Source organism: Rhodococcus sp. ACPA4 (assembly GCF_002300185.1).
In the GTDB taxonomy this organism is placed as follows: Bacteria; Actinomycetota; Actinomycetes; order Mycobacteriales; family Mycobacteriaceae; genus Rhodococcus_F; species Rhodococcus_F globerula.
Window position 1 is genome coordinate 3,309,647 of record NZ_NSDY01000001.1, and the last position, 25,454, is coordinate 3,335,100.

Consider the following 25,454-nt stretch of genomic DNA (forward strand, 5'->3'; position numbering starts at 1 on the left):
CCCCAAAATGAGTCTCAGGAGCCCCCGAGTTGATGTCGCCGGACCCGTCGACCCGCAGCAGCGGACGCCCACCGACGCTGCGTGAGATCGCAGACAAGGCGGGCGTCCACATCTCGACGGCATCGCGCGTCCTGCGCCAACCCGAACCCGTCGACGGCTGGTCGGACTCGGCTCAGCGTGTGCGTCAGGTCGCCGAAGAACTCGGCTACCAGCCAAATCTCTGGGCAGCAAGTCTACGAACACGCAAGACGACAACCATCGGTGTGGTCATGCCGAGACTCACCGACGGCGTCGTCGCCACCATGTTCGGCGGCATCGAGGAAGCCGCGACGGCAGCCGGTTATTCGGTTCTGCTGTCCAGCCCGCCCGACGATCTCGATGCCCAGCGCAAAGCCGTCGAATTCCTGATCAGCCGTCAGGTCGACGGCCTCATGCTCAGCAGCATCCACCTGCCCGGCACCGATTTTGTCAGTTCGCTCCCCATCCGTTCGCTCCCGGTTCTGCTCCTCAACCGCCACATCGACGTCGGGCTCCCCTATGTCAGCGGCGACGACCGACGCGGCGGATACCTCGCAGGCAGACACCTGCTGGATTGCGGCTACCGCGACCTCGGCGTGATCGCGGGGCCGGATCACGCCAGCACCTCGCGCGAACGCGTCGCCGGATTCCGCGACGCACTCGCCGAAGCAGGCCTGGAATTACCGCCGCACCGGATCGTTGCCTCCGATTTCGAAGTGGAGGGCGGCGTTCGAGCAGCAACACAACTGCTGAGCACCCCGACGCGTCCCGACGCCATCTTCACAGTCAGCGACACCATCGCCATCGGCGTTCTCGGTGTTGCCCGCGATCTGGGCCTGAGCATTCCGGACGACCTTGCGCTGGTGGGCTACAACGACATTCCCGTGGTCTCGCAACTTCCGGTTCCACTGACTACGGTTCGCTCACCCGCCCGCAAGATCGGCGCAACCGGGGTGCAGAATCTGCTCGCCCTCATGGCAGGACGGAGCGTCGAATCTGTAAAGCTGCCGATCGAACTGATCGTGCGGGCATCGACGCGCTACCAGACTTCGGATTCCTCGATCCCCAGCTGACGGGCGTAGCGCGAGTTGAGATCGTCCCAGCCGTACTCGCGTGCCTTTGCTCCCACGATCGGGCCGAACGGCGAACCGGCAAGCAGCCCGTCGAGAACGTCGAAACACAGGTGCCACCCCGCCGCCAACGCGGATGCCATTCCCTCGGCGCGCGAACGCTGCGTCAGAACCACCCTGGTTCCGCCCTCGACCGGAGTGAGCTCCCAGATCAATTCGTCCGGGCCCCATTCGTGTTCGAGTCGACGAGCTTCGTCGACCACGCGGACGGACGCCGGAAACGACATCTCCGGATCGCCTTCCTCAGACAGCATGGCGATGACCACTTCGCCGACGCTGCCCAAGTTGCGATCAGCCGTGTACGGAGTCCACTGGGCCAACATTTCCGGATCGGTCACCGCCGCCCACACCTGATCCACGGGATAAGGCAACGTTCTCGGGAAGGTGACAACCGTGTCGTCGCCGTCGACGGTTACCGTCACGTCGGACAGGGCACTGGGCTGATATTGCTGGGCACTCATAGTTCGATCTCACCAGGTGCCACCGACAGGAGCAACCGGCGTCAGCGTGGCCTGATTCCGAAGAGCCCGAATGCCGCCGCGACAGTCTGTTCGACCACGGGAAACTTGGTCACTCCGAGGTCGTGTTTGGCGCCGTCGAACTCCACCAACGTCGTTGCTGCGGGGATCAAGTCAAGTGCCGACTGCATCTCGTCCGTCGTCGCGAATTCGTCCTTCGAACCGTGGACCACCACCGTGGGGGTGGTCAGTGCCGGAAGGTGCTCGGTGCGCAGTTTCTCCGGCTTCTTCGGCGGATGCAATGGGTAGGACAGCAAGATCAGCCCATCCACCAAACCAGGGTTCTCGGCCGCCGCCATCGAGGACTGGCGTCCACCGTACGAATGTCCACCGAGAAGTAGAGGTCCATCGCTCGGGTAGTCCTTACGCAGTGTCGCAACAACATCAGCGATTCCCGATCGGTCTTCGGCGGCACGGGACGGGTGCGGTGGCCCCTTCGGGCGGCGCACCCGGTAGGCAAGATCGAATCGCAAAACCTGCACTCCGGCTTCGGCAAAACCATCGGCAACAGCGCGAAGGAGCACCGTGTCGCAGTTGCTTCCGGCGCCGTGTGTCAGAGCCACGGTCGCGATCGGGTCCGTATCCGGCCGATGCAGGAATCCTTGCAGCTCACCGCGGTCGACGGTCTCGAAGGTGGTCATGGTCGCATCCTTGTCCGGCCCGCGCGGGCCTGCTCGACTGCCGCCGTCATCGTCCCCTCGTACGCGGGCCCGTGCCCCGGGAAAATGACACCGGCCGGGGTTTCCGCAATGGCGTCCAACGCCTCGTCCGTTGCTTCCCGGTGGTGATTGAACGGGCACACCAGGAACTGCGGCCCCGTCTGCCGGGACGTGGCATGGCCAGTCACCAGAGCGTCACCCGAAGCAACGACGCCGGCACCGGGAATCAGGTACGCACTGTGTCCATCGGTATGCCCATGCGTGGGAATCGGCACGATACGGCCGGGAACATCCAAGGCGCTACCCTCCGCAAAAGCCTGTGCCTGAGGCAGTTTCGCTCCCTTCAGCGCGCCGGCGCCGATCACGTCGAACAGCCACTTCGGCGCGCCCCGGCGCCACAGCAGTAACGGAACTTTGACCGGCCCGAGTTGCTGCAGGTATTCGCGTCGCGCATGCGGTACTTCCAACGGGTCCATCAATACTGGTAGGTCGTGGCGGGTCAGTATGTCCGCGATCCCGCCGATGTGATCGATATGGGCGTGAGTGACAAGCACGGCGCGCACATCGCCGATGCTGTGACCGATCTGCTCGATCGACCGTTCAACGTCACCGCCGTTGGCGGGATACCCACCGTCGATCAGAGTGAGATCGGAGCCTTCCTCTACGAGAACCCAATTTGCGTGCCCACATCGAACGAGGTGTGTGTTGTCGATCCGCGTAATCGACAGTGCCTTTGTACTCATGATTGGTAGTGTGCGCCACGTGCCGGAATCGTGGAACAGCGCCAGTGATCGCACAGTTCGGGGCCTCGCCGAGGCAGGCCTGGTTGCAGCAGCATTCGCGCTGCCTGCAGCGGTCAAACGCCGTATCACCGGCCCGCCGGTACACCGGGACGGACACATTCTCGACCCCGACGCGCACATGTTGTTAACTCTCGCCAAAGCACGCCCGCGGCCCGCACTGTCGTCGGAGCCACATGTACTTTCCGCCGCGCGCGCCGAATTGACGCGAACGGCGATGTTGATGGCCGGCCGACCGGCGTCGGCGCACACGGAAGACATCTCCGTACAAGGCGCCGACGGCCCACTTCGCGCTCGCCTCTACGTGCCCACCCACGAGTCCGGGGCACTGCTGGTGTTCTTCCACGGCGGCGGCTGGGTTCAGGGTGATCTCGAATCACATGACGCACCGTGCCGACTGTTGGCTGAAACCTCAGGGGCCAGAATCGTCGCTGTCGAATATCGACTTGCACCCGAATTCCCTTTCCCCACACCGGTACACGACGCCTATGCGTCGTACCTCGACATTGTTTCTCGGGCAACCGAGTTCGCCGTCGACCCTGCTCGCATTGCGGTGGGTGGCGACAGCGCGGGTGGACACCTGTCGGCTGTTGTTTCACTCCGCGCCCGCGATGACGGATATCCGTCACCGGCAGCCCAGTTGCTGATCTATCCGGCCACCGACTTTCACGAGAGAAGGCCGTCCCGAACGACGTTCGGCGAAGGATTCTTTCTGACCGAGGCAAATATGAACTTCTACGAGCGCAGTTTCCTCGGCGAGAACTCGGATCGGCTGGACCCGTGGGTGTCTCCATTGCGTGCCCAAAGCCACAACGATCTTCCACCGGCAATTGTGGTGACAGCTGGATTCGATCCACTGCGCGACGAAGGTGAAGCATACGCACAGCTGCTGCGCGACAACGGAGTTCGCGTTGTCGCGCGGCGCTATCCCGGATTCATCCACGGGTTCGTGAATGTTCTCGGCCCCAGTGCCCGATCGCGTGCGGCGGTTGTCGAAATAGGCGGAATGCTCCGAGCACTGTTGAGCTAGAGCACCTATGCCGTATTGAGCGCAATCGCGGCGTGAATGAGGGCCGTGAAGGCTTTCTCGTCGATGGTGTCGCCTTCGTTGAAGTCGATAGCGCGCCTGGTGTTGCCTTCGAGGCTGGAGTTGAACATTCCCGTCGGGTCATCCAATGCGGCCCCCTTGAAGAACGTCACCTTCACAGCCTTCTTGTACGTCTCACCGGTGCAGAGAATGCCGTCGTGTTCCCACACCGGAACTCCACGCCATTTCCACTCCTCGACCACATCGGGGTCGGCTTCCTTGACCAAAGTCCGGATCCGAGCGAGCATCTCCCCTCGCCAGTCACCGAGTTCCTCGATCCTCGCGTCGATCAATTCCGAGGGGGTACCCCCTGCTGCGTCCTTCTTCATGGTCGGTCACCCTCTCCACGATCGACTCGCTCCAAGTCACTCGAGTATGCCCGATCGTCTTTGCACCGTGCGGCAAATATGTTGCGTGTGCCCGCATCCAGAATTTCGTGATGAATAATGCAGCGATGGCACCACTCGGAACGCGAGTAGCAACTACCCTGTCGGCGAAAACGCGAAGCGGGTTGTTGGTCCGGTCCGCACTCATGGGAGTCGCCACCGTCGGCGTAGTCATCTCCGCGGTCCTCTCACTCGGCGGTGACAACCGTGAAGCCGGCACCGCATCAGGATCACTCACCGCTACGAATGGTGGAACCCACAACAGCGCCGAAGCCATCGTCGGGACGTTCCCGCCGGCCCTTGCCGAGGCGAGCATCTGCTCGCCGGGCTCGCTCAACTCGACCGGCGACTTGTACCTACTCTGCACGGTCGACTCCGGGTCAGCTCTCGCCCAGAGCGTCTCAACCGACTACAACATCGTCTTCATCACCTGGGTGAACCAGACCGAAGCTGGTAAAACACTCATCGACTGGCGCGAGAACGAGCGGCCCGAACTCATCACTGAGAACCGCTCGCGTACCGCAGCCGCCCGCATCGAGTATCGAGACGCCGTCAGCACCACGGAGTACGCCAACTCCGACAGCGGGCTCCACATCACCTCGAGCGCCGTTTTTCCGAATGCCGTAACCGCCAAGGCATTCCTCGAACGCGCCGGCCTGGTCTGAGAATGCGCAAATTCCTGGCTGTCACGTTCATTGTCGCGGTGAGCGTGTTCGCAGTGGCAGCGATGTACCTTTCCGTGCGCGGAGATAGCGTCGCGTTCACTCCTGCCGTGGCGTCGGTAGTCGACCATGCGGAATGCACTACACCCGATATCTCCGGACCACTCAGCGGGCTCGCTCAGATGGATTCACAATTCCCGCCAACAACCGAACCCGGCTATCCGCCATCGGATTTCGAACCGGTAGCGCTCATCCGGTGCGAACGCGGGGAAAACGCCGCCGGTGGGTTGACTATCGACGCGGTTCGCCTTGAAGGCGACGTATCTGCAGTAGTCGAAGCATTCCGAACCGACTCGCACCGGTTCCGCGACAACATCTCTGCTGACTGCGCGATACGGGAAATCGTCCCCGTCGGCCTGTGGTTCGTCGACGCGTCGGGTAACGCATTTCGTCCAGCTTGGCCGTCAGCGCCGTGCGGATTCCAGGACGCACCTCTCGAAACGCTGGACACCTTGCATGAGGTCAGCCGTCAGCAGCACCCGATCGACGCCATATCGGCGGACGAACCGGGAATCTGCACAACGTCGATCGGATCGTTGTTCGATCTCACCACCCCCGACGACGTCGAGCGATCAGTGCGTTCCGAGAACACCGGATACTCACCTCTCGACAGTCCGTTGGCCACACCCGTCGACGACGTCGGCCGACTGCAGGTATGCCGCTACAACCTGGGCCAGGGGTCCTCGCATATCCGCCTGACATTGGCAGAAGGTGTTGACCTGATGCACGCAGCGTCCACAGCACCCATCGCCCCACCCTGCGATCAGATCGCGCAACAGGTGGCGTCGATCGATCTCCGTCGAGCTGACGGCTCCGGGGGAACCCAAGTTCTTGCCGAACTCGACGGTTGCCAACGCATCAGCTTCGGCGGATACCGCCAGATACCCGCGTCGATCACCGAACTACTGTCGCGATGATGCCATTGAGAAAGCCATTGCATCACTGAGTATTTCGAGCCAAAGAGTTGGTGAACGCGGAATATAGAGTCGCACGACGGCAGCTACCTCGGGTAGCTTCGTACTCCATGTACATCCGCCGCGAATGCCCGTCCGACCGTGACGCCGTCTACTCACTTCTCGACGCTGCATTTGCGGATCAGGCACCGCCGGGCGAAACGCCGTACGAAATCGAACTGACGCGCCAACTCTTTGCGTCCGACGAGTACCTGCCGAAGTTGTCCCTGGTGGCCGAGGCAGACGGCGAGATTCTCGGCTTCGTCATCGGAACCCGAGGATGGGTCGGCGAGGTGGAGGCTGTGGGCCTAGGCCCGCTGGCAGTGACACCCGAAAACCAACGGTCCGGCGTCGGCTCTGCGTTGATGCACGCGGTCATCGGTGCAGCGGACGCTCTGGACGTGCCGATGCTCGCACTACTGGGCAGCACTGAGTACTACCCACGGTTCGGGTTTGTGACCAGCACGAAGGTGGGCGTCGAATCACCGGAAGCCGAATGGGGTGCCCATTTCCAGATTCGCACCCTGTCTGCGCACACCCCAGATCAGGTGGGCACGTTCAAATACGCGGCACCGTTCGATATGCCCTGACCGTCAGTCGAACAGTGTCGGTGACACGCCCTCGTCGGAAGCACCTTCGGCGGGGGCGATCTTCTTGCCGCCACCCTTACGCACGACAGTCAGACTGGTCGTCCGTAGCGACAGCCTGTGCCCGTCACCGTGTTCGAGCAACGCCATACCCTGCCGGACTTCGACTACCGTCCACGGACCCGCATGGTCGGCCGCCTGTACGAGGTCACCGGACTCCACCTCAGTTGCCATGACCACTCCTTAGTTCCTCGTGTCCTGCACGTTCTCCTTCACATTATCGACGTGACCATGTAGCGGCAGACGCGCAGGGTAGGGCTTCGCCCCGTGCGCCTTTTTGGTAGCGCCGACTACCAGAAAGGCGCACAGGGCCGAAGGCCCAAAACCACCCCGAACGAACCTGCAACAAGTTACAGTTTTTCGACGGACCACCGAAGGAGAAGCCTGTGCGCTACGGAGTCAGCTTGTTCACCAGCGACCGCGGCATTCGCCCTGCTGATGCGGCCGTTGCCGCCGAAGCTGCCGGGTTCGACGCCTTCTACGTTCCCGAGCACACGCACATCCCGGCATCACGGGCGTCGGATCATCCGGGGACCAAATCCGCGGAACTTCCGGACGACCGCTACATGCGCACCCTCGACCCCTGGGTTGCGCTCGGCACTGCAGCATCGGTCACCAGCACCATCCGCCTGGGCACGTCGGTGGCACTCCCCCTCGAACATGATCCGATTACTCTGGCAAAAACCATCGCCTCGCTGGATCACCTGTCCGATGGACGTGTTGTCTTCGGTGTCGGATTCGGCTGGAATGCAGAGGAACTCGCCGATCATGGGGTACCCCCGAACAAACGTCGTACGGCTCTGCGCGAATACCTCGAAGCAATGGGTGAACTCTGGTCGAAGGACGAGGCATCCTACGAGGGCCAGTTCGTGAAGTACGGGGCCAGTTGGGCATGGCCCAAGCCCGTACAGAAACCGCGTCCACCCATCCTCCTCGGCGCCGGTGCGAGCGAAAAGACCTTCAAGTGGATCGCACAGTCCGCCGACGGCTGGATCACGACGCCGATCCAGCAAGAGATCGAGGAAAACGTAGAGCTGTTTCGCAAGATCTGGTCCGAAGCCGGTCGAGTCGGCGAACCCGAAATCACCGTCCTCGCCGGAAAGCCCGAGGCGGACAAGCTCGCTCACTGGGAGAGCATCGGAGTTACCGAGGCAATGTTCGGCACGCCGGACGCCGCTCCCACCGACGTTGTGGAATACATCAAGAGATTGGCCGCCAAGCTAGGACGGTGAACCCCGTCACATCACCTTGATCTCAAGCGCGCTCGAGGTTTTACCGTCAATACAGCACAGGCCACGTGCATCGGCGGAATTACCCGAGTAGCGGAAGGTGAACTCTCACGTGACGACGGAACTAGTTGGACTGCATACCGATTCGATACCGGAACCGTCGATCCGTGAATCTTTTGTCGATGCCTTCCGTCGACATCCTGCGGGTGTCGCCATTATCACTGCCGCCGGCGAAGACGGACCGGTCGGGATTACGTCGTCGTCGGTGATGTCGATCAGTGCCGACCCCGCTGTACTCGCGTTCTCACTACAATCCCTGCGAGGATCTGCTGCAGCGATCGCGGCCGCGTCCAGTTTCCTTGTTCACCTTGCGCATTCCGACAATGTAGAGCTGGCAGAAACATTTGCCACGCGTGGCGCCGTCCGATTCGGCGCGGACATGGACTGGTCGTTCCTGTCGACCGGTGAACCGTTCCTACACGGAACGGCGCATGCTCTCCGCGCGGTCCCACTCGGCGCCACCGCTTGTGGTTCGGCGCTCATCGTCACGGCAGAAGTTGTCGAGGTCATCGCGCCGACGCGTGCTCTCTCCCCACTCGTCTACCACAACCGGGCGTACCACCATCTCACCCCAGCGACTCATCACCGATCGAAAGGCACACAACAATGACCGAATACGTCTTGCCCCAGCTCGATTACGATTACGCAGCCCTCGAACCTCACATCTCAGGCGAGATCATGGAGCTGCACCACAGCAAGCATCACGCGACCTACGTCGCCGGCGCAAACAGTGCAATCGAGCAGTTGGCCGCCGCACGAGAAGACGGCACGATCGCAGCCAAGGCTCCGCAACTCAGTAAGAACCTCGCCTTCCACCTCGGCGGCCACACCAATCACTCGATCTTCTGGAAGAACCTCTCCCCCAACGGTGGTGAGCGACCTGAAGGAGAACTGGCTGCTGCCATCGACGAACATTTCGGGTCATTCGACGCGTTCGTGACGCACTTCTCCGCGGTCGCAACCACTTTGCAGGGCTCCGGCTGGGCCGTACTGGCCTACGACACGATCGGTCAGCGTCTGATCATCGAGCAGCTCACAGATCAGCAGGGAAACATCAGCATCGGCATTGTCCCGCTCCTGATGCTCGACATGTGGGAGCACGCCTTCTATCTTCAGTACAAGAACGTCAAGGCCGACTACGTGAAGGCATACTGGAATGTCATCAACTGGGACGACGTGGCGCAGCGCTACGCCGACGCCACGTCGGTCCTGGGTTCCGGAAAGTAACCCCCCTTAACGACTTACAGTCCGTGCAGTGATCTTGATGCGAGGGCGGCCGGCAGCTTTACCGGCCGCCTTCTCTTGTGCGTCCCGGGCCGCCCACCCCGCCTTGTCGATCATGTCGGGTTGACGTTCCGTCACCAGTTCGACCAAGGATGTCCGGTCGAGTTCAGGCGCGGTCAGCAATCCGGCGTCGAAGTCTGCCAGTAGTTGCGCGACGGTTTCCTTCGCGTCGACGCGGTTGGTGCCGATCACACCGCGCGGGCCCCGTTTGATCCAGCCGCTGGTGTAGACGCCGACTGCGCCGTCCACCCGGCCCTGATGGTTGGGAATGATTCCCCGTGCTTCGTCGAACGGAACGTCAGCGACTGGTTCGCCGCGATATCCCACCGATCGCAGAACAAGCGACGCTTCCAGTGTCTCGACCTTCTCGGTCGCCGATGCCGCAAGGTCGTCGTCAAGTGTGTTGTGCACCAACGTCACCGATTCGACGCGGTCGGTGCCCTGCAGTTCGGTGGGCGCGACGAGATACCGGAAGACGATTCGCTTGTTGCCTCCGTCCGCCGGCTTCTGTGCGTACTCACGTGCAAGGTCAACTTTGAGTTTGTCGGACAGCAGCGCATCGGGATCATCCAGGGCTGCTGCGCTTGCCGCGTCCAGCACGACGTCCTGTTGGTCGATCACGACGTCGACACCGTTCAGGTGACCCAGCGCGAGAAACTCCGGGGCGGAGTACGCGGCCTGGAGTGGGCCCCGTCGTCCGAGAACAACAACCTCACGGATATTGCTGTTGCGCAGGGCGTCCAACGTGTGGTCAGCAATGTCGGTTCTTGCGAGTTCGTCGACATCGCACGTGAGAACACGCGCGACATCGAGTGCCACGTTGCCGTTTCCGACGATAACCGCGCGCTCCCCCGAAAGGTCGAATTCACGATCCGAAAAGTCCGGATGCCCGTTGTACCAGGACACGAATTCCGTCGCGGAATGACTGCCGGGCAATGATTCTCCGGGGATGCCCAGTTTGCGATCGGTTGCGGCGCCAACGGCATAGATCACGGCATCATGGTGCCGCAGTAGCTCGTCGTGCGAAATATGCTTGCCCACTTCGACGTCGAGGTAGAACTGAAACGACTCCGATTTGAACGAAGACCCGAAGACACTCACGACGCCTTTGGTTTCCTGATGATCCGGCGCAACTCCACTGCGCACCAACCCCCAAGGCGAGGGCAAGCGGTCGAACATCTCGACCTCCACTGATCCCCGCGCCAGCAGTTCGGCAGCGCAGTAGCACGCTGCCGGACCGGATCCGACTATCGCAACACGTATTCGAGGCAGATCCGCTGACGGGCGTTTCGGCGGAGTGGGGAATGCAACGTCATCGGTGTCCAATGGATTCTGCTCGAAGTACGCCGCATTGATCTCCGTGTACCGACTCATCGACTCACTGAGATCGTATTCGGAGTAGATCGCATCCACCGGACACGCGTCGACGCATGCCCCGCAGTCGATGCAGGTGTCCGGATCGATGTACAGCATCTCAGCGGTGGTGTATCCGGGGTCTCCGGGCCGCGGACGGATGCAGTCGACCGGGCACACCGCTACGCAACTGGTGTCGTTGCAGCATCGTTGAGTGATCACAAAAGTCATGTGGAGTCCGTAACTGGTCGGAAAGTGCGGCACCGATTCGCACGCACTCGTAGGATTTCAGTTCACTTGTTGCGGTTCATAACCCGGTCTGCTGCTGCCCAGTGTTCGTCGGTAATCCACAAGCGCGCAAAAGCGTCGATGGCTTCGGGAGGAGCAACCCCGGACATCACCCGTTTGATGCTCTCGGCCGGAGCGTTGGCAAGAGACTTCGCCAGTGAGCGCCAGCCCTCGTCGAAGGATTCTCGGGGCAGGACGCGATCGACGAGTCCGAGCGATTCCGCGTCAGCAGCACCCATGATCGTTCCGGAACCGGCCAGCATCAATGCCCGACCGCGCCCGACAAGTGCGGCAAGCCGCTCGGCTCCACCCCACGCGGGCATGATTCCGAGACTCACCTGATTGAAGCCGATCTTGATGTCGTGCGCGGCAATTCGAATATCTGCCGCCACGGCAACTTCGGCGCCGCCGCCGAGCGCATGCCCGTTCAAGGCAGCGATGACGGGTCCGGGGAATTGTGCGATGCGGTCACAGATCGACCGCATCCGCCGGGCCATGTCCGCCGCCTGTTCCAGCGTCCGAAGTTTGGCCAGTTCCTTGAGATCGCCACCGGAGACAAACGCACGATCACCAGCGCCGGTGATCACCAGGGCGCGGGCCCCGCGAACCGAGTCGAGTGCCTCGTCCAATTGGTCCATCGTTTCCGGCGCGATGGCATTGCGTGCTTGTGGACGGTCGATGGTGATGATCGCCAACTCGCCGTCCATTTCAACGATAACCAAGATGTTCTCCGTTACGATATTGGCATTCTTGTTTTGTGAGAATAACATATTCACGACTGGCAGAAGCCAGTTCGACCGCTCCCGTCTCGTGCCGCAGTTCGGCCTAGGAGCGGCCCGGTTACCTGCATTGGAGCTCATATGCGGCACATTCCCACCACGCTTGCCACCCGGTACCTCGAAGAGGGTTGGTGGACTCAGGACACGATCGGCACGATGCTCACCCGAGGCCTCGCTGCCGCCCCCGACACCGAATTTCGTATCCACTCGAAGATCCGTCCGTGGACCGGAACTTTTGCCGACGTGGACCTGGTGGCACGCAGGTTGGCCGGCGGCCTGCGCGAACGGGGCGTCGGCGCGGGTGATGTCGTCGCGTTCCAGCTTCCGAACTGGATGGAAGCAGCAGCGGTCTTCTGGGCCTCGACCTTCCTCGGCGCAACGGTTGTTCCTATCGTTCACTTCTACGGCCGCAAGGAAGTTGCCTACATCCTCGACGAGACGAAGCCGAAGGTCTTCATCACGGCCGAGAAGTTCGGGCGCACCGAGTACCAGCCGGATCTGTGCGCGAACATCCCCGTCGTCGGAGTTGTCGGACGTGATTTCGAAGATCTGCTCAGCGATGTACCACTGGCGGAGAACATCGACACAGACCCCACTTCCGCCGTGCTCATCGCTTTCACCTCCGGCACGACGCGCGCTCCCAAGGGCGTCATCCACAGCCATCAGACACTCGGGCACGAAACCCGCCAGCTCTTGGGCCTGTACCCGAAAGACCGTGGCAAGCAACTCACGTCGGCCCCGGTCGGTCACTTCATCGGCATGGTCAATGCCTTCCTCATTCCAGTCGTCGACGGCTCCCCGATCAACCTCACCGATGCGTGGGATCCGGAACAGGCACTGGAGTTGATGACCAGCGATCAACTCACCGTCGGCGGCGGCGCAACCTACTTCCTCACCAGCCTGCTCGATCATCCGAAGTTCACGCCGGAACATCTCGCGTGCATGAAATATGCGGGACTCGGCGGCTCGTCCGTCCCCGCGGCGGTCACGAGAAGACTGGCCGACTTCGGCATCACCGTCTTCCGTTCGTACGGGAGCACCGAACATCCGTCGATCACGGGATCGAGCCACCTTGCCCCGGAAGACAAGCGGTTGTTCACCGACGGAAATGTCATGGAGGGCGCGGAGATCCGGCTTGCCGATGACGGAGAAATCCTCAGCCGTGGACCCGATCTCTGCATCGGGTACACCGACCAGGCGCTCACCGACGCGACATTCGACGCCGACGGTTGGTACCACACCGGGGACATCGGTGAAATCGACGAGGACGGCTACCTGACAATCACGGACCGCAAGTCCGACATCATCATTCGTGGCGGCGAGAACGTGAGCGCACTCGAGGTCGAGGAAATCCTTCTCTCGATGCCGGGAGTTGCCGAAGCCGCAGCGGTATCCGCCCCGGACGAGCGCCTCGGCGAACACGTTGCCGCTGTGCTGCGCCTGCTGCCCGGCCACAGCTTGCCGACGATGGACGAACTCCGCGCTCACTTCGACCGAGCCGGCGTCGCAAAACAGAAGTGGCCGGAGGAATTGCACCAGGTGGACGACTTCCACCGGACGGCCAGCGGCAAGATTCAGAAGTTTTTGGTCCGCCAGGATATTGCGACCGTTTAAAAAAGAGAATAGTGTTCTCATCAAACGCAAAGGAGAATCTCATGCCCCCGAAGGACCTGCCTTACCCGCTGTTCGACGCAGACAACCATCTGTACGAGACTGCCGAGGCCCTCACCAAGTACCTCCCGGCGAAGTACAAGGACGCCATCAAGTACGTCGAGGTCGACGGACGCACCAAGATCGCCATTCGCGGACAGATCAGTGAGTACATCCCCAACCCCACGTTCAGCGTCGTTGCACGCCCGGGTTCCATGGAGGAGTACTTCAAGAACGGAAACCCCGAAGGCAAGAGCCGTCGCGAGATCTTCGGTAAGTCCATGAAGGCAATCCCCGCCTTCAGCGAGCCGGGCCCGCGCCTGGAACTCATGGACGAGTTGGGCGTCGACCGCACGCTGATGTTCCCGACCCTCGCCAGCCTGGTCGAAGAGCGGATGCGTGACGATCCGGACCTGATTCACGCTGTTGTGCACGCACTCAACGAGTGGCTGTACGAGACATGGCAGTTCAACTACAAGGACCGCATCTTCACCACCCCGGTGATCAGCCTGCCGATCCTCGACAAGGCACTCGAAGAACTCGAGTGGGTTGCCGAGCGCGGCGCAAGGGCTATTCTCGTGCGCCCAGCACCCGTCCCCGGATTCAAGGGCCCTCGTTCGTTTGCCATGCCGGAGTTCGACCCCTTCTGGAAGCGCGTCGTTGAGCTCGACCTCCTCGTCGCGATGCACTCGTCGGACAGCGGATACGCGCGCTTCGACGCCGAGTGGGAAGGCACGGACGGCGAGATGCTGCCGTTCCAGACCAACACGTTCCGCATGGTCAACGAGTGGCGTCCCGTACAGGACACCGTGGCATCGTGGGTCTGCCACGGCGCACTGTTCCGCTTCCCTGACCTCAAGCTTGCGGTCATCGAAAGTGGATCTGCCTGGCTGCGACCACTTCTGGACAGCCTCGCCGACACCTTCAAGAAGGCACCTGAAGGCTTCGGTATGCAGGATCCCGTCGCTGCGATCAAGCGCCAGGTCCACGTCAGCCCGTTCTACGAGGAGGGCGTGACCGATCTGATCGATCTCGTCGGAGTCGACCGAGTGCTCTTCGGCTCGGACTACCCGCATCCGGAGGGCTTGGCAGAGCCGCGGCACTTCGCGGACATGCTCGGGCACCTGGACGAGAAGGATCAGGCAAAGATCATGGGCGGCAACCTTGCAGGGCTCCTTTCGCTGTGAAGTGGCAGACCATCCCTGAGATGGTCCTGAGTGCGGCCGACCGCTTCGGCACTGCCGAAGCGGTCGTCGACGGGCCCGTCCGGATCACCTTCGTCGAACTCGCTGATCGGGTCCGCCGGGCCGCTGGCGCTCTGGCCTCGATCGGCGTGGACAAGGGCGATCGAGTGGCGATCTGGGCGCCCAACTCCGCCGAATGGATCATCGCCGCATTCGGTATCTTGACCGCCGGCGGAGTGCTGGTTCCCGTCAACACGCGGTACAAGGCCGACGAGGCCGCCGACATCATCCGACGGAGCGGCGCCAAAGCCGTACTCGTCCAGAAGGGGTTCCTGGGCCGGGGGTACAGCGCACCCGATGACGTACCGGTCATCGACTTGAAGTCGGATTTCCTCTCCAGCGGTGCACCTTTCGAATGCGAGATCAGCGGCGACGACATCGCCGACATCATGTACACGTCGGGAACGACCGGCCGCCCCAAGGGCGTCATGATGAACCATCACCAGACACTGCGAATGTTCTCGGAGTGGTGCGATCTCGCAGACCTGAGGGAAGGCGATCGCTACCTGGTCGTCAACCCGTTCTTCCACATGTTCGGCTACAAAGCAGGCGTTGTCGCGTCGTTGATTCGCGGCGCCACCATCCTGCCCGTAGCCGTTCTCGACGTGGATCAGGTACTGGAACTGGTCGAGACCGAGAAGATCACCATGCTCCCGGGACCGCCGACGCTCTACCAGTCACTGCTGTCCGCTCCCAACACCCGAGATCTGTCGTCACTACGTGCTGCGGTCACCGGATCGGCGGACATTCCGGTAGAACTCATCCGCCGGGTCGCAAAGGAACTTCCGTTCCAGACCATCATGACGGGTTACGGCTTGAGCGAAGGGGGAACGGCAACCGCGTCGCGCCCCGGCGACTCGTTCGAGCAGATAGCAACTACCGTCGGTACACCATGTGACGGAATCGAATTGCGAATCGCAGATGATTCCGAGGTACTGATTCGCGGATACAACGTCATGCAGGGATACCTTGACGATCCGCAGGCAACCGCCGAAGCGATCGACACGGACGGTTGGCTGCACACGGGCGATCTCGGAAAGCTTGACGACGAGGGACGGCTCAGTATCGTCGGCCGCAAGAAGGACATGTTCATCGTCGGCGGGTTCAACGCATATCCAGCCGAGATCGAAGGTTTCCTCCTCGAACACCCGGCAGTCGATCAGGTTGCCGTGATCGGCGTTCCCGACGAACGAATGGGGCAGGTCGGCAAAGCCTTTGTCGTCACCAAACATCCTGTGGCAGCGGAAGACCTACTCTCCTGGAGCCGCGAGCGGATGGCCGGGTTCAAGGCTCCACGCACTGTCGAGTTCCTCGACGCACTGCCACTCAATGCGACTGGCAAAGTCATGAAAGACCAATTGAGATAACCGAACTCACGTTTGAATTGAGGAGGCGTGTAATGAACGACCATGATGCGATATTGACGTTCGCCCTGAAGTGGCGGCATTGGAACGGCGGACCCGCCGAAGACATTTTTGTCCAATTCGGGATCACGCCTGATCAATTCTTCCGTCGCCTCCACAGCATCCTGGAGGTCGAAGAGCAGAGCGGCCTCTCACCGGAGATCGCGGCAGAACTCGCGTACATCTGCGATCTGCGACTGAACCCCGTTGAACTCAGGCTGGCCGGTTGAGCACCCAGAGTGGTTTGGACCAGACTGATTTCACCACCTTCGACGATATCCGAGCCGCTGTCGGGACAACGATCGGCACCAGTGATTGGATCACGATCGATCAGAAACGGATCGATCTCTTCGCGGCAGCCACCGACGACGACCAGTGGATACATGTCGATACGGACCGTGCTGCAGACGGACCGTACGGCGCCACCATCGCGCATGGATTCCTGACACTGTCGTTGCTGGCACCGATAGTTCAGACAGTGATGGCCGTCAGTTGCGCCCGCATGGCGCTCAACTACGGACTGGGGAAAGTGCGGTTCATCAGCCCGGTCTTGGTGGACAGCCGGGTGCGGGGAACAGTGGAGCTCACATCCGTCACCGACATCGACGGCGGAATCCAAGTGGAGCGCACCGTCACGATCACCGCCGAAGGGTCCGAGCGGCCCGCCTGTGTCGCACAAAATCTGGTTCGATACTTGAGCTGACATCTGTTGGCGTGCACGTGCATGCGACGTCGGCGCCGGTGCTACCGGCGTCGACGTCGCATCGTTGTGGGCGATCAGCAACCGGGAACCGGCGCCCCGCCGCCCTGAATCGCCAACAGCGTGCAGAACGTCGCGGCCGACACCTTCCACTCACCGGCCTGCTCTAGCGCTTCACCGGACTGGTCCGGCAGAACCGGAGCCCCGTTCATCAGAAGCGTCCACTTGACGGCAGCGTTCGTACCGGTGGCCTCGACGCCTTGCACCGTTGCAGTGGTTGCCGTGGCCTGCGGATTGGCCGTCAGCGCTTCGAGAGTCGGCAGGAACACGTCACCGTTTTCGACCAGAGCGGCACGATCCGCGGGCGGAGTAGTTCCGTTGAAGAAGGTGACAAAGACGTCCGTGATCTCCTTTGTCGTCGCGTCGTCGGCCGCAGCCGCCGCGGTGGTCCCCGCAGACGACGTGCCCGAAGCCTTCGAGGCCGCTGCCGAAGTTGTTGTGGTGTCAGCGGTGTCGCTGTCGGAATCACTGCTGCAGCCTGTGACCGTGGCGGCCACGACGGCAACAAAACCGGCGGCGGCCACGACTCGACGAATTACCGAATTGCGCATGACGGATCCTCTCCGATGGGCGGACGGGTTCCACCCACCATGGGCTTTCCACCACGATGTTTCGGAACACCGTGGTTGCAAAAAACTTTCACCAGCTCACGGACGCGCCCGTCCGCACCGAACCGCCGCGAGGAACAACGGCAGCTGCGGCTGTCAGGGTTGAATATCGTGCTCGGAGAGTCGATCTCCCACCAGGCTCAGGTCGTAGGACTGCCTGGCCATCCAGAACCTGAGGAATCCGGTAATGGAATAGCGGATGTACAGTGCCGACCCGCTCACGCCGAGTGAAATCCCGACGAGGGCAAGAATGATCGCGTCGCGCTGCACCAAGGGATCGGAAGTGTTGTGCGAGAGAAAGTACGACGCGATACCCAAGGCCGGACCGATCACCATCAGCACCAGTCCCAACCTGAGCCAAAGGGCGGATCGGCCGGCGGAGGGATCGGGAATTTTCTGTTCGGCCAACTCGCGAGTGAAGCGGTCGGCGCGGGTTTCAGTCGCGGTCATGTGACACTCCCAAGGTAGAGGGCAGCTAGTTCGGAGCGCAGTGAGCCATCTGGGCTGCCCTGCTTCTGGATCCGGCCACGCACCAGAACCGCTGCGTGATCGGCAAATTCGAGCACGGTGTTCGCGAACTGCTCGACCACCAGTACGGCGACACCCGCTCTGGCAATCAGGGCGACCTGCTCGTAGAGTTGGCCGACGATCAACGGCGCGAGCCCCATCGACAACTCGTCGAGGAGAAGGACAGCGGGGTCCGTCGCGAGACCGCGGGCGAGCGCGAGCATCTGCTGCTCACCGCCGGACAGTGTGCCTGCCGTCTGCGATGCGCGCTGGGCGAGGATCGGAAACCGAGCAAACGCGATCTCCTCGATTTCCTCGCGCGTGCGACCCGTGAACGTCATCATGAGCAAGTTGTCCCGAACGCTCAGGTTGGGAAACACACCACGGCCTTCCGGGATCAGACAGACACCGGATCTGGCCAGATCCCGAGGACGAATCCCACTGACATCGCGTCCGCCAACCATCAGTTGCCCCGAGGTGATCGGATGAACTCCGGCAGCGACTCGCAGAGTCGTCGTCTTCCCGGCACCGTTGGGCCCCAGCAAGGCAGTTATCTGACCAGGCGCCACACTGAGGTCGATCCCGTGCAGAACCGTGATCTCGTCGTAACGCGCTCGCACACCGCGCAATTCGAGGATCGGATTCATGATCCCCCCAGATACGCTGCCAGAACAGCGTCGTCGCGGCGGATCAGTTCGGGCGGGCCGACGGAGATGATCTTCCCGAGATCGAGTACATACACCTGGTCGCACACGTTCATCACCAATTCCATGTCATGTTCGACAAGCAGGACAGCCATCCCCTCCTCCGCCAGAGAGCGCAAAATCAGCGAGAACCGCTCTGTTTCTTCGCGGTCCTGACCTGCGGCGGGCTCGTCGAGCAAAAGGGTGGTGGGATTCACGGCCATTGCTCTGGCCACCTCGACGAGGCGACCCATGCCGGTGGACAAGGAGTCCGCGGTTGTCGTGGCAACCAGTCCTAATCCGAGTCGATCGATGATGTCGTCGGCGACGGATCCGGCCTTGCGTCGCTGCGACCCCAGTTCCGCGGCAACCAGGAGGTTGTCGCGGACGCTGAGTCGGCCGAAGAGTTCCAGTCGTTGAAACGTCCGCGCCAGACCGTGTTTCGCACGCCGGGACGGCCCGGCTCTGGTCACGTCGCGGCCACCGAGAAACACCTTTCCCGTGGCCGGCTTGCGGAGCCCGGAAATGACGTCGAACAGCGTGCTCTTGCCTGCCCCGTTCGGTCCGATCAGTCCGGTCACGTGACCACGCTCCGCCTTCAGCGAGACCCCGGAGAGCGCGCGTTGACCGCCGAACATCACCGTGATGTCCTCAACTTCGAGCTGCGACTTCACGACTGAGCACCTCCCCGTCTTCGGCGGTCCATGGGCGCGATATGCCCCACAACTCCACCGGAATTTCCGGCTCCGCCGGAACCTGACGATGCCGCGCTTCGGCCCAACTGCGGGCGGCCAATGCCCCGATCACTACGCCCACCACGAGTACGTACCCGTTGACGACGTCATTGACACGCAAAACCCACAGCGCTGCAATCCAACCCAGCAAGACCGCTATTACAAGGCGGTCCCGGAGAGCCGATTCCCAGCGCCGGCGCAAGCTCGGCACAACTCCGTCGTCGACCGCTCCGGAACTGTAAGCGAGGCCGGCAGCAGCGGGCAGCGTCTGCACGAGGTTGGCGGCCGCCGGCCACAATGCCACGATCGCGTTCAACGGGCCGGCAATCATCGTGCCCGTGAAGAGCCCGTTACCCACAACTCCCAGGCCACCCACGACAGCGATCAGGAAAATACCCAGCCCGGCAACAAAACTGAACTGTTCGGCGGTGACCGACATCAGTTGCATTCCGTACAGCGCCCCACCAAGCCCCGCAATACCAGCGGCAAGCGCAAACACCAGCATCTTGGTCAACAGCAGACTGCCCCCGAGGGTCGCGAAGGCAGCCTCACTGTCGCGCAGCGCAATCAACCGGCGGCCGAGTCGCCCGCGGCGCAACGCGGCCACGGCGATCGTGACGAGGGCAAGACAGATCGCGGAGAACACCGTCAGTTCTGCCGGAGTATTCACGTCTAATCCGAACAGTCGTGGGCCGACCAAATCCACTGAGCCCTGGTCGAACAGCACGATCTCGACTCCGAACACCTCGAAGGACGGGATCGTGAATATCCATCGGTCGAAGACGGCCGCAATGGCCGCCGTCCCGAGTGCCAGGTAGACACCATTGAGCCGGAGCGCGGGGATCGCGATGACCGCTCCGACAATGCCCGCGATGACCATCACCGCCAAAAGTGCCCACCACTGCCCATTTCCGCCCAAGCGTGCACAGACAATTGCACCCACCCCCGCCATGGTCAACTGCGCAAGTGATATCTGACCGGCGTAACCGACAAGTGGAACGAAGGACAACGCGATCACGCCGAACGCGAAGATCTGTCCGTAGGTGATCAGATCACCTTCACCCAGCACTGTGGCCAAGACGAGACCGAACGCGACGATCACCCCGGCGAAGACTAACGTCCCTCGAACGCTCGGTAGCGGAACCGCACTGAGGTGACGGTCGCGTCCTCGAAGTCGCCCGTGCGGAAAGAGCAACAGCGCGAGCAACAGCAATATCGCCGGCGCCGCCAGCCGCAGACCTGGGAGGTACGGATTCTGCGGGAGGTAGCCGGTCAGATACGCCTCCATGCAGCCCACGACAATTGCGCCGACAAATGTCATGGGCAGGCTCTTCAACCGACCGAATATCGCTGCGGCATAAGCACTGACGATGACCAGCGACAGTTGGGTCGCGTCGAGCGCAACCATCGGAGCGATGAGGATACCTCCGATTGCGGCCAACACGGTTCCCAGAATCCAAGCAACCCGGTTGGCCCGTACCGGATCTGCCCCGGTAAGTCCCACCAAGGCACGGTCATCGACGGTCGCTCGCATTTCGGTTCCGGTTCGGGTGCGCAGCATCAGTATTCGCAGAGACACCGCAACGGCGATCGCCACCACCAGTGTCAAGGCTTGATGCCAACTGATTGTTGCTGACCCGATGTGAAAAGAGTTCTGCTCGGCAAAGAACCTGGGAAGCGAGCGAGCTTTGTTCGGATTCCAGATCCATCGGGCGAGCGCAATCAGACCGCTCAGCAACGCGATCGTCATCACCAGCTTCTCGGCCTCGCCGAGAGCCTGAACCGGCCGCACCAACAGTTCGACGAGAAGCCCGAAAGCCGGTGCAAGAACCAGAAGTACGGTGGCTACCGACAACCACACCGGCCAACCCCACCCGACACTGAGCTGCCAGTAGGAGAATGCCGCCATCATGCCGGTCGCGCCGTGTGCGAAGTTGAACACTCCGGTGGTGGTGTAGGTGACCACCAAGCCGCTGCCGATGATCGCGTAGATCGCGGCCGTGCTCAGACCGACGATCCCGAAGGTGACGAATTGTTCCATTACTCGAAATCGCCCATGCTCATACCGACGTCTGCCAGTGTCATCGGCGTGCCGAAGTCGGCGACCAACTTGCGAGCCGGGATATCGCAGCGGTAGAGACCGTTGTCGGGATTGAAGTCTGCTGCCTGCCAACCGTCCGACGTGGCCTGTTCGACATTGAAGCACGGCTGCGGAGGAATCGGATTCGCCAAATCGTTTGCGGCATGCAAACCGCCTCCGGTCCAAGCAGTCTCGGCCGTCGCTGCCTTGTAGAGGCAAGCACGGGTAAGTTCGTCGCCACAACTGGCAGCCGACTTCGCGAACAGCAGCCACGATGACATCGCCCGCATCGCCGGGAGTGTGATCTGCGCATTCGGTGCGTACTTCTCGTACAGAGCCTCGAGCTCCGCCACCGCAGGCTCGTCACTTTCCAACGGCGCCACACCACTGAGATCTACGAGGTTGTTCTGGAAGTCAGCGGACTTCCCCAGCAGTTCGATGAACGACGCGTTGTAGGCGTTATTGTTGGCATCGATCCAGTCGAGCTTGTAGTCCATGTTGGTGAGGACCTCTTCGAGCTTGGCCAACTGACCGAACTCACCCATGAAGATCAACCCTTTGACGCCCTTGCTCTTGATTGCTTGCGCGTACGGAGTCCAGTCCGACACACCCATCGCCGGATACAGCTCGTTGTAGACCAGCGTGGCACCGGCGGCCTCGAGTGTCTCAGCGGTAACGCCCGCAATCGCTTTGGTGACAGCGGAATCGCCGTTGATCATCCCCACCGCACCCTTCGAATCCGGATACGCCTCGTTCACCACCCAGGTTCGGAAACCATTGTAATTGTCATACCCCGGGATCTTTGCGGGAGACGCACTGACTTCGAGATCAGCTCCGGCAGAACGCTCTTGGACGGCCTGAGCTGGGAAACTCGGCAACATACACGTCAGCCGGTCCTTGACGCCGAGAGCATCCAAGGCGGCGCCACCACCGACGAGCGCAAAGTCGTCACGGCAGGCTTCGACCATTCGCTGACGAACCTCCATCAGCTTCGCATCGCGGGTGGTAGCGACCACTTTACGACCGTTGATACCTCCGGCGTCGTTACACCAGGACGTGAAAACTTCTGCGGCTTCCTCGAATTCGGCATTCTTTGTGAATCCCATGTCCGAGAAGACTCCAACATCGATCTCGTCAGCAGTGACACCTTGGGCCGTTGCACTTTGTGCGTCCCCGGATTGGCACACGTCCTGGAGATCACCGAAGTCGCCAGATGCAGACTGTGCGGTAGCCCCCTCACCACCGCTTTCGCTGCTCTCGCCACCGCCGCTCTCGCGGCCACTACACCCGCTGACAAGAAGTGCTGTCGCCGCGACGGCAACAAGTATTCGCTGTAGTTTCAACCGTTCCTCCTCGTTACTTGGCCCCACGGGCCGACCGATACAGGCTGAAGAGACCGGCGGACGCCGGCGGCGTGAGTGCCAAGGCCACGGGTGGGAGAGGCAGCGCGCCTAAATGGATTCGGACCGAACCCCGTGGCCGGTGGATCTCCGACGAGCGAGGGTCGAGTAAGTCGAAATCTGAACGGAATCGTACTGTGCCACTGGAAAAGAAACCAGGAAACGGACAATTTACATATACCAACCTCCGTTGACACCGATGAGCTGTCCCGTGATGAAGCCCGCGTTGTCCGTACAGAGGAACGCGCACGCCGCAGCCACATCACTGGGCAATCCGGCACGACGGACCGGCGTCATACTCGCGATGACGTCGACGCCGGGAAAATCTCCGTCCGCTTCGGACTTACGAGCCATCGGGGTATCGATGATCGATGGCGGGATCGAGTTGACGGTAATCCCCTGCGGCGCAAGCTCGAAGGACAGTGCCTTAGTAAGTGCGATGACCCCACCTTTGGACGCTACGTAGTGGGCCATGTTCGGCGCGCCCGACTGAGCGCTCGACGACGAGATGGTGACGATTCGACCCCACCCGGCTTCGATCATGTCGGGAACAACTGCCTGAATGGAGGTGAAGGTTCCGGTGAGGTTGACCGCGACGATATGGTCCCACTCCTCCGCACTGATCTCGGTTACCGGTGTGAACGTCTCCACACCCGCGCTGGTGACGATGATCGAGATCGGGCCGAGTTCACCGCGTACCGCGTCCATGGCAGCCCTGACACCAACACGATCGGTGACATCCACTTGGTATGCCATGGCCTCGGTGCCGTCCGCACTCAACTTCTCGGCAACACGTTGCGCTTCGTCGATATTTCTGTCCAACAATGCAACTCGGTGACCCTGCTCCGAAAGAGCCTGAGCCACAGACAGCCCGATACCCGATCCAGCGCCGGTCACGACCGCCACACGGTCGTTCGCGGAGGTCCCCTGAATGGATGAAGTCATGTTGTTCTCCTTGTTCGTCAACGAGTTTCAGTCAACGGGTGCTAGTTAGTGGGTGCTAGTCAGTGGGTGCTAGTCAGTGGGTTTCAGTCATCACGGATTCCGCCGACGAGGATTCCGTCGCGGGGGTGTAGTCGAGATGCAGCGCCTTGAGGCCCCGCAGAATGTATGTCGGTTCGTATTCGTACGTCCGCGAGTCAGCTGGTCCGTGCTCGGCCTCGGAAATCCGAATGTCCTTCAGTCGATCCAGAAGTCGAGTGATGCTGACACGTGATTCGACGCGGGCCAGCGGACCACCCGGGCACGCGTGTATTCCTCGACCGAAAGCTATGTGCTCGCGCGCATTCTGCCGTTCGATGTCGAACGTGTCGGGTTCTTCGAACCTTTCCGGATCACGGTTCACCGCACTGTTCAAGATCATGACGATGGTCCCGGCCGGAACATCCATGTCGCCAACAGTTGTCGGGCTCTTCGCAAGCCTGAAGTCGCTCTTGACCGGACCCTCCATCCGAAGTGTCTCCTCGACGAAATTGGGTATACGTTCCGGTTCGTCGCGAAGCAGTTGCTGCAGTTCGGGATTCTCGGCGATGAATCGGAAGGACGCGGTCAACAACCGCGCCGTCGTGTCCTGGCCGGCAGCGAACAAGAAGCACGCGACGTGCACGAGATCGACGACCTCCGGAGTCGAGCCGTCGGGATACTTGGCTGTGGCGATGGCCGTCAGAACATCGTCGCGCGGTTCCCGTCGACGGTCCTCGATGTACGACGTGAATCGCTCTGCCAGGAACTCGAGCGGATTGCTCGTGAAGGCCTCGGACTCGTCGATCGAGCCCGCCTGTTGCGCGCCGAGCGTCACGCGAAATACCTGATGGTCCTCTTCCGGTACACCGAGCAGATCAGCAATGACAAGCAGCGCAAACGGTTGCGCATAGTCGCTCATGAGGTTGCACGAGCCCCGGGCGATGAACTCGTCGATCTGGCGATCCGCGAGCCGCCACATGAACTCTTCGTTCTCCGCCAAACGCCTGGGCGTCAGCAGTCGCTTCAACAACGACCGGTGCGCCGCGTGCTGTGGCATGTCCATGGTCACCAGATGCTCGTGCAGCGGGAAATGATCGCGGTACTGCTCGATCAGAGCGCCGAGGTCGTCACCCTCGGGTTCGAACGGCAACCCGGGGAAGGGGCCCGTTGCCGAAACACACGACGAGAACACCTCGGAGTCGCGGTACACAGCAGTCGCCGCGTCGTACCCCGTCACGGCAACAACACCGTGGTGTGGCTCTCGCACGACGGGACACTGCGCGCGTAGGGATTCGAAGTACGGGTACGGATCATCCACGATCGACGGATCGGTGAAGAAGTCGACCTGATCGATTTCAGTCATTACGGGTCTCCTGTGTCGGAAAGCAGGGCATTGACGTCTTTGGGGCTGGGCACGTGTGTCGGAAGGCAGCGCACCCTCGGGACGGGCGGGGTCGACGGGCATCTAGGCGAGCCGAATTGTCGACGTCGCCTGGCAAATGCTGATCA

The 25,454-nt window shown here is 61.6% G+C and carries 28 protein-coding genes; 13 read left to right on the forward strand and 15 right to left on the reverse strand.

The annotated features are described in order from the left end of the window. The first annotated feature begins 32 nt into the window (after nt 1–32). On the forward strand, nt 33–1,091 hold the full coding sequence (locus tag CJ178_RS14850) for a LacI family DNA-binding transcriptional regulator (protein ID WP_095887029.1): 1,059 nt from the start codon (nt 33–35) through the stop codon (nt 1,089–1,091). Here the strand turns inward: CJ178_RS14850 and CJ178_RS14855 are convergent. From CJ178_RS14855 to CJ178_RS14865, 3 genes are read right to left on the reverse strand one after another with little or no spacing between them, the layout of a single operon-like run. Continuing rightward, nucleotides 1,058–1,609: an SRPBCC family protein gene (locus CJ178_RS14855; protein WP_033231745.1), complete on the reverse strand. Its 552-nt coding sequence runs from the start codon at nt 1,607–1,609 to the stop codon at nt 1,058–1,060. The genes CJ178_RS14850 and CJ178_RS14855 overlap by 34 nt on opposite strands. A gap of 41 nt (nt 1,610–1,650) precedes the next feature. Next, entirely contained in the window at nt 1,651–2,307 is a 657-nt protein-coding gene (locus tag CJ178_RS14860) for an alpha/beta hydrolase family protein (RefSeq protein ID WP_033231746.1), read from the reverse strand. Beyond that, nucleotides 2,304–3,068 (reverse strand): MBL fold metallo-hydrolase, encoded by a 765-nt coding sequence (locus CJ178_RS14865; protein ID WP_095887030.1) that lies wholly within the window; start codon nt 3,066–3,068, stop codon nt 2,304–2,306. Before CJ178_RS14865 ends, CJ178_RS14860 begins: the two co-directional genes overlap by 4 nt. A gap of 19 nt (nt 3,069–3,087) precedes the next feature. On the opposite strand from CJ178_RS14865, the gene CJ178_RS14870 reads away from it, so the two are divergent. Beyond that, nucleotides 3,088–4,155, forward strand: a complete 1,068-nt coding sequence (locus CJ178_RS14870; protein WP_257013172.1) for an alpha/beta hydrolase — start codon at nt 3,088–3,090, stop codon at nt 4,153–4,155. A 5-nt stretch (nt 4,156–4,160) separates the two neighbouring features. On the opposite strand, the gene CJ178_RS14875 is transcribed toward CJ178_RS14870, so the two are convergent. Next, nucleotides 4,161–4,541 carry a DUF1801 domain-containing protein gene (locus tag CJ178_RS14875; protein ID WP_033231749.1) on the reverse strand — a complete coding sequence of 127 codons (381 nt, stop codon included), beginning with the start codon at nt 4,539–4,541 and terminating at the stop codon, nt 4,161–4,163. A gap of 110 nt (nt 4,542–4,651) precedes the next feature. Here CJ178_RS14875 and CJ178_RS14880 point away from each other — a divergent pair, with 110 nt between their 5' ends. The 3 genes from CJ178_RS14880 (at nt 4,652) to CJ178_RS14890 (ending at nt 6,863) form a co-directional block, all read left to right on the forward strand. Then, nucleotides 4,652–5,263, forward strand: a complete 612-nt coding sequence (locus CJ178_RS14880; protein WP_143547521.1) for a hypothetical protein — start codon at nt 4,652–4,654, stop codon at nt 5,261–5,263. 2 nt (nt 5,264–5,265) lie between these two features. Beyond that, on the forward strand, nt 5,266–6,237 hold the full coding sequence (locus tag CJ178_RS14885; RefSeq protein WP_095887033.1) for a hypothetical protein: 972 nt from the start codon (nt 5,266–5,268) through the stop codon (nt 6,235–6,237). A 107-nt stretch (nt 6,238–6,344) separates the two neighbouring features. After that, on the forward strand, nt 6,345–6,863 hold the full coding sequence (locus CJ178_RS14890; RefSeq protein WP_095887034.1) for a GNAT family N-acetyltransferase: 519 nt from the start codon (nt 6,345–6,347) through the stop codon (nt 6,861–6,863). A gap of 3 nt (nt 6,864–6,866) precedes the next feature. On the opposite strand, the gene CJ178_RS14895 is transcribed toward CJ178_RS14890, so the two are convergent. Beyond that, nucleotides 6,867–7,094 (reverse strand): hypothetical protein, encoded by a 228-nt coding sequence (locus tag CJ178_RS14895; RefSeq protein ID WP_033231855.1) that lies wholly within the window; start codon nt 7,092–7,094, stop codon nt 6,867–6,869. A 212-nt stretch (nt 7,095–7,306) separates the two neighbouring features. On the opposite strand from CJ178_RS14895, the gene CJ178_RS14900 reads away from it, so the two are divergent. The 3 genes from CJ178_RS14900 to CJ178_RS14910 all read left to right on the forward strand — a co-directional run bounded on the left by CJ178_RS14900 (nt 7,307) and on the right by CJ178_RS14910 (nt 9,436). Next, entirely contained in the window at nt 7,307–8,152 is an 846-nt protein-coding gene (locus CJ178_RS14900) for an LLM class F420-dependent oxidoreductase (protein WP_033231753.1), read from the forward strand. Between the two features lie 109 nt (nt 8,153–8,261). Next, entirely contained in the window at nt 8,262–8,819 is a 558-nt protein-coding gene (locus CJ178_RS14905; RefSeq protein WP_257013174.1) for a flavin reductase family protein, read from the forward strand. Then, the gene (locus tag CJ178_RS14910; RefSeq protein WP_033231754.1) at nt 8,816–9,436 is read left to right on the forward strand and encodes a superoxide dismutase; all 621 of its coding nucleotides are present in this window, start codon (nt 8,816–8,818) and stop codon (nt 9,434–9,436) included. The genes CJ178_RS14905 and CJ178_RS14910 overlap by 4 nt, the downstream gene beginning before the upstream one ends. Before the next feature lie 6 nt (nt 9,437–9,442). On the opposite strand, the gene CJ178_RS14915 is transcribed toward CJ178_RS14910, so the two are convergent. Together CJ178_RS14915 and CJ178_RS14920 are read right to left on the reverse strand one after the other, a co-directional pair. After that, the gene (locus tag CJ178_RS14915) at nt 9,443–11,077 is read right to left on the reverse strand and encodes an FAD-dependent oxidoreductase (RefSeq protein WP_033231857.1); all 1,635 of its coding nucleotides are present in this window, start codon (nt 11,075–11,077) and stop codon (nt 9,443–9,445) included. A 62-nt stretch (nt 11,078–11,139) separates the two neighbouring features. Further along, complete coding sequence (locus CJ178_RS14920) at nt 11,140–11,904, reverse strand: enoyl-CoA hydratase/isomerase family protein (RefSeq protein WP_045064706.1); 765 nt, start codon at nt 11,902–11,904, stop codon at nt 11,140–11,142. A gap of 90 nt (nt 11,905–11,994) precedes the next feature. Between CJ178_RS14920 and CJ178_RS14925 the strand changes: the two genes are divergently transcribed. Genes CJ178_RS14925 through CJ178_RS14945 form a run of 5 tightly spaced genes read left to right on the forward strand, consistent with a single transcriptional unit; the run spans nt 11,995 to nt 16,913 of the window. After that, entirely contained in the window at nt 11,995–13,527 is a 1,533-nt protein-coding gene (locus CJ178_RS14925) for an AMP-binding protein (RefSeq protein WP_033231756.1), read from the forward strand. A gap of 41 nt (nt 13,528–13,568) precedes the next feature. Beyond that, nucleotides 13,569–14,750 (forward strand): amidohydrolase family protein, encoded by a 1,182-nt coding sequence (locus tag CJ178_RS14930; protein ID WP_033231757.1) that lies wholly within the window; start codon nt 13,569–13,571, stop codon nt 14,748–14,750. Beyond that, a complete protein-coding gene (locus CJ178_RS14935; RefSeq protein ID WP_095887036.1) occupies nt 14,747–16,174 on the forward strand; it encodes a FadD3 family acyl-CoA ligase in 1,428 nt (475 codons plus the stop codon). The genes CJ178_RS14930 and CJ178_RS14935 overlap by 4 nt, the downstream gene beginning before the upstream one ends. 32 nt (nt 16,175–16,206) lie before the next feature. Next, nucleotides 16,207–16,440 (forward strand): DUF3263 domain-containing protein, encoded by a 234-nt coding sequence (locus tag CJ178_RS14940; protein ID WP_095887037.1) that lies wholly within the window; start codon nt 16,207–16,209, stop codon nt 16,438–16,440. Continuing rightward, entirely contained in the window at nt 16,437–16,913 is a 477-nt protein-coding gene (locus CJ178_RS14945; protein ID WP_033231760.1) for a MaoC family dehydratase, read from the forward strand. The genes CJ178_RS14940 and CJ178_RS14945 overlap by 4 nt, the downstream gene beginning before the upstream one ends. A 74-nt stretch (nt 16,914–16,987) precedes the next feature. Here CJ178_RS14945 and CJ178_RS14950 read toward each other — a convergent pair whose 3' ends face one another. The 8 genes from CJ178_RS14950 to CJ178_RS14985 all read right to left on the reverse strand — a co-directional run bounded on the left by CJ178_RS14950 (nt 16,988) and on the right by CJ178_RS14985 (nt 25,308). Continuing rightward, nucleotides 16,988–17,521 carry a hypothetical protein gene (locus CJ178_RS14950; protein WP_095887038.1) on the reverse strand — a complete coding sequence of 178 codons (534 nt, stop codon included), beginning with the start codon at nt 17,519–17,521 and terminating at the stop codon, nt 16,988–16,990. A gap of 153 nt (nt 17,522–17,674) precedes the next feature. Further along, entirely contained in the window at nt 17,675–18,028 is a 354-nt protein-coding gene (locus CJ178_RS14955; RefSeq protein ID WP_033231762.1) for a hypothetical protein, read from the reverse strand. After that, the gene (locus tag CJ178_RS14960; RefSeq protein ID WP_095887039.1) at nt 18,025–18,732 is read right to left on the reverse strand and encodes an ABC transporter ATP-binding protein; all 708 of its coding nucleotides are present in this window, start codon (nt 18,730–18,732) and stop codon (nt 18,025–18,027) included. The genes CJ178_RS14955 and CJ178_RS14960 overlap by 4 nt, the downstream gene beginning before the upstream one ends. Next, entirely contained in the window at nt 18,729–19,442 is a 714-nt protein-coding gene (locus tag CJ178_RS14965; protein ID WP_230590008.1) for an ABC transporter ATP-binding protein, read from the reverse strand. Before CJ178_RS14965 ends, CJ178_RS14960 begins: the two co-directional genes overlap by 4 nt. Beyond that, entirely contained in the window at nt 19,420–21,543 is a 2,124-nt protein-coding gene (locus CJ178_RS14970) for a branched-chain amino acid ABC transporter permease (protein WP_095887040.1), read from the reverse strand. The genes CJ178_RS14965 and CJ178_RS14970 overlap by 23 nt, the downstream gene beginning before the upstream one ends. Beyond that, the gene (locus CJ178_RS14975; protein WP_257013175.1) at nt 21,543–22,925 is read right to left on the reverse strand and encodes an ABC transporter substrate-binding protein; all 1,383 of its coding nucleotides are present in this window, start codon (nt 22,923–22,925) and stop codon (nt 21,543–21,545) included. Before CJ178_RS14975 ends, CJ178_RS14970 begins: the two co-directional genes overlap by 1 nt. Before the next feature lie 228 nt (nt 22,926–23,153). Continuing rightward, entirely contained in the window at nt 23,154–23,927 is a 774-nt protein-coding gene (locus tag CJ178_RS14980) for an SDR family NAD(P)-dependent oxidoreductase (RefSeq protein WP_095887041.1), read from the reverse strand. Between the two features lie 73 nt (nt 23,928–24,000). Further along, complete coding sequence (locus tag CJ178_RS14985) at nt 24,001–25,308, reverse strand: cytochrome P450 (protein ID WP_095887042.1); 1,308 nt, start codon at nt 25,306–25,308, stop codon at nt 24,001–24,003. Nucleotides 25,309–25,454 lie beyond the last annotated feature (146 nt).

What these genes read in the sequence shown, in the direction of transcription:
- CJ178_RS14850 (WP_095887029.1), top strand. Translation starts at nt 33, where the DNA reads ATGTCGCCGGACCCGTCGACCCGCAGCAGCGGACGCCCACCGACGCTG.
- CJ178_RS14855 (WP_033231745.1), bottom strand. Translation starts at nt 1,609, where the DNA reads ATGAGTGCCCAGCAATATCAGCCCAGTGCCCTGTCCGACGTGACGGTA.
- CJ178_RS14860 (WP_033231746.1), bottom strand. Translation starts at nt 2,307, where the DNA reads ATGACCACCTTCGAGACCGTCGACCGCGGTGAGCTGCAAGGATTCCTG.
- CJ178_RS14865 (WP_095887030.1), bottom strand. Translation starts at nt 3,068, where the DNA reads ATGAGTACAAAGGCACTGTCGATTACGCGGATCGACAACACACACCTC.
- CJ178_RS14875 (WP_033231749.1), bottom strand. Translation starts at nt 4,541, where the DNA reads ATGAAGAAGGACGCAGCAGGGGGTACCCCCTCGGAATTGATCGACGCG.
- CJ178_RS14880 (WP_143547521.1), top strand. Translation starts at nt 4,652, where the DNA reads ATGAATAATGCAGCGATGGCACCACTCGGAACGCGAGTAGCAACTACC.
- CJ178_RS14885 (WP_095887033.1), top strand. Translation starts at nt 5,266, where the DNA reads ATGCGCAAATTCCTGGCTGTCACGTTCATTGTCGCGGTGAGCGTGTTC.
- CJ178_RS14890 (WP_095887034.1), top strand. Translation starts at nt 6,345, where the DNA reads ATGTACATCCGCCGCGAATGCCCGTCCGACCGTGACGCCGTCTACTCA.
- CJ178_RS14895 (WP_033231855.1), bottom strand. Translation starts at nt 7,094, where the DNA reads ATGGCAACTGAGGTGGAGTCCGGTGACCTCGTACAGGCGGCCGACCAT.
- CJ178_RS14910 (WP_033231754.1), top strand. Translation starts at nt 8,816, where the DNA reads ATGACCGAATACGTCTTGCCCCAGCTCGATTACGATTACGCAGCCCTC.
- CJ178_RS14915 (WP_033231857.1), bottom strand. Translation starts at nt 11,077, where the DNA reads ATGACTTTTGTGATCACTCAACGATGCTGCAACGACACCAGTTGCGTA.
- CJ178_RS14920 (WP_045064706.1), bottom strand. Translation starts at nt 11,904, where the DNA reads ATGTTATTCTCACAAAACAAGAATGCCAATATCGTAACGGAGAACATC.
- CJ178_RS14925 (WP_033231756.1), top strand. Translation starts at nt 11,995, where the DNA reads ATGCGGCACATTCCCACCACGCTTGCCACCCGGTACCTCGAAGAGGGT.
- CJ178_RS14930 (WP_033231757.1), top strand. Translation starts at nt 13,569, where the DNA reads ATGCCCCCGAAGGACCTGCCTTACCCGCTGTTCGACGCAGACAACCAT.
- CJ178_RS14940 (WP_095887037.1), top strand. Translation starts at nt 16,207, where the DNA reads ATGAACGACCATGATGCGATATTGACGTTCGCCCTGAAGTGGCGGCAT.
- CJ178_RS14950 (WP_095887038.1), bottom strand. Translation starts at nt 17,521, where the DNA reads ATGCGCAATTCGGTAATTCGTCGAGTCGTGGCCGCCGCCGGTTTTGTT.
- CJ178_RS14955 (WP_033231762.1), bottom strand. Translation starts at nt 18,028, where the DNA reads ATGACCGCGACTGAAACCCGCGCCGACCGCTTCACTCGCGAGTTGGCC.
- CJ178_RS14960 (WP_095887039.1), bottom strand. Translation starts at nt 18,732, where the DNA reads ATGAATCCGATCCTCGAATTGCGCGGTGTGCGAGCGCGTTACGACGAG.
- CJ178_RS14970 (WP_095887040.1), bottom strand. Translation starts at nt 21,543, where the DNA reads ATGGAACAATTCGTCACCTTCGGGATCGTCGGTCTGAGCACGGCCGCG.
- CJ178_RS14980 (WP_095887041.1), bottom strand. Translation starts at nt 23,927, where the DNA reads ATGACTTCATCCATTCAGGGGACCTCCGCGAACGACCGTGTGGCGGTC.
- CJ178_RS14985 (WP_095887042.1), bottom strand. Translation starts at nt 25,308, where the DNA reads ATGACTGAAATCGATCAGGTCGACTTCTTCACCGATCCGTCGATCGTG.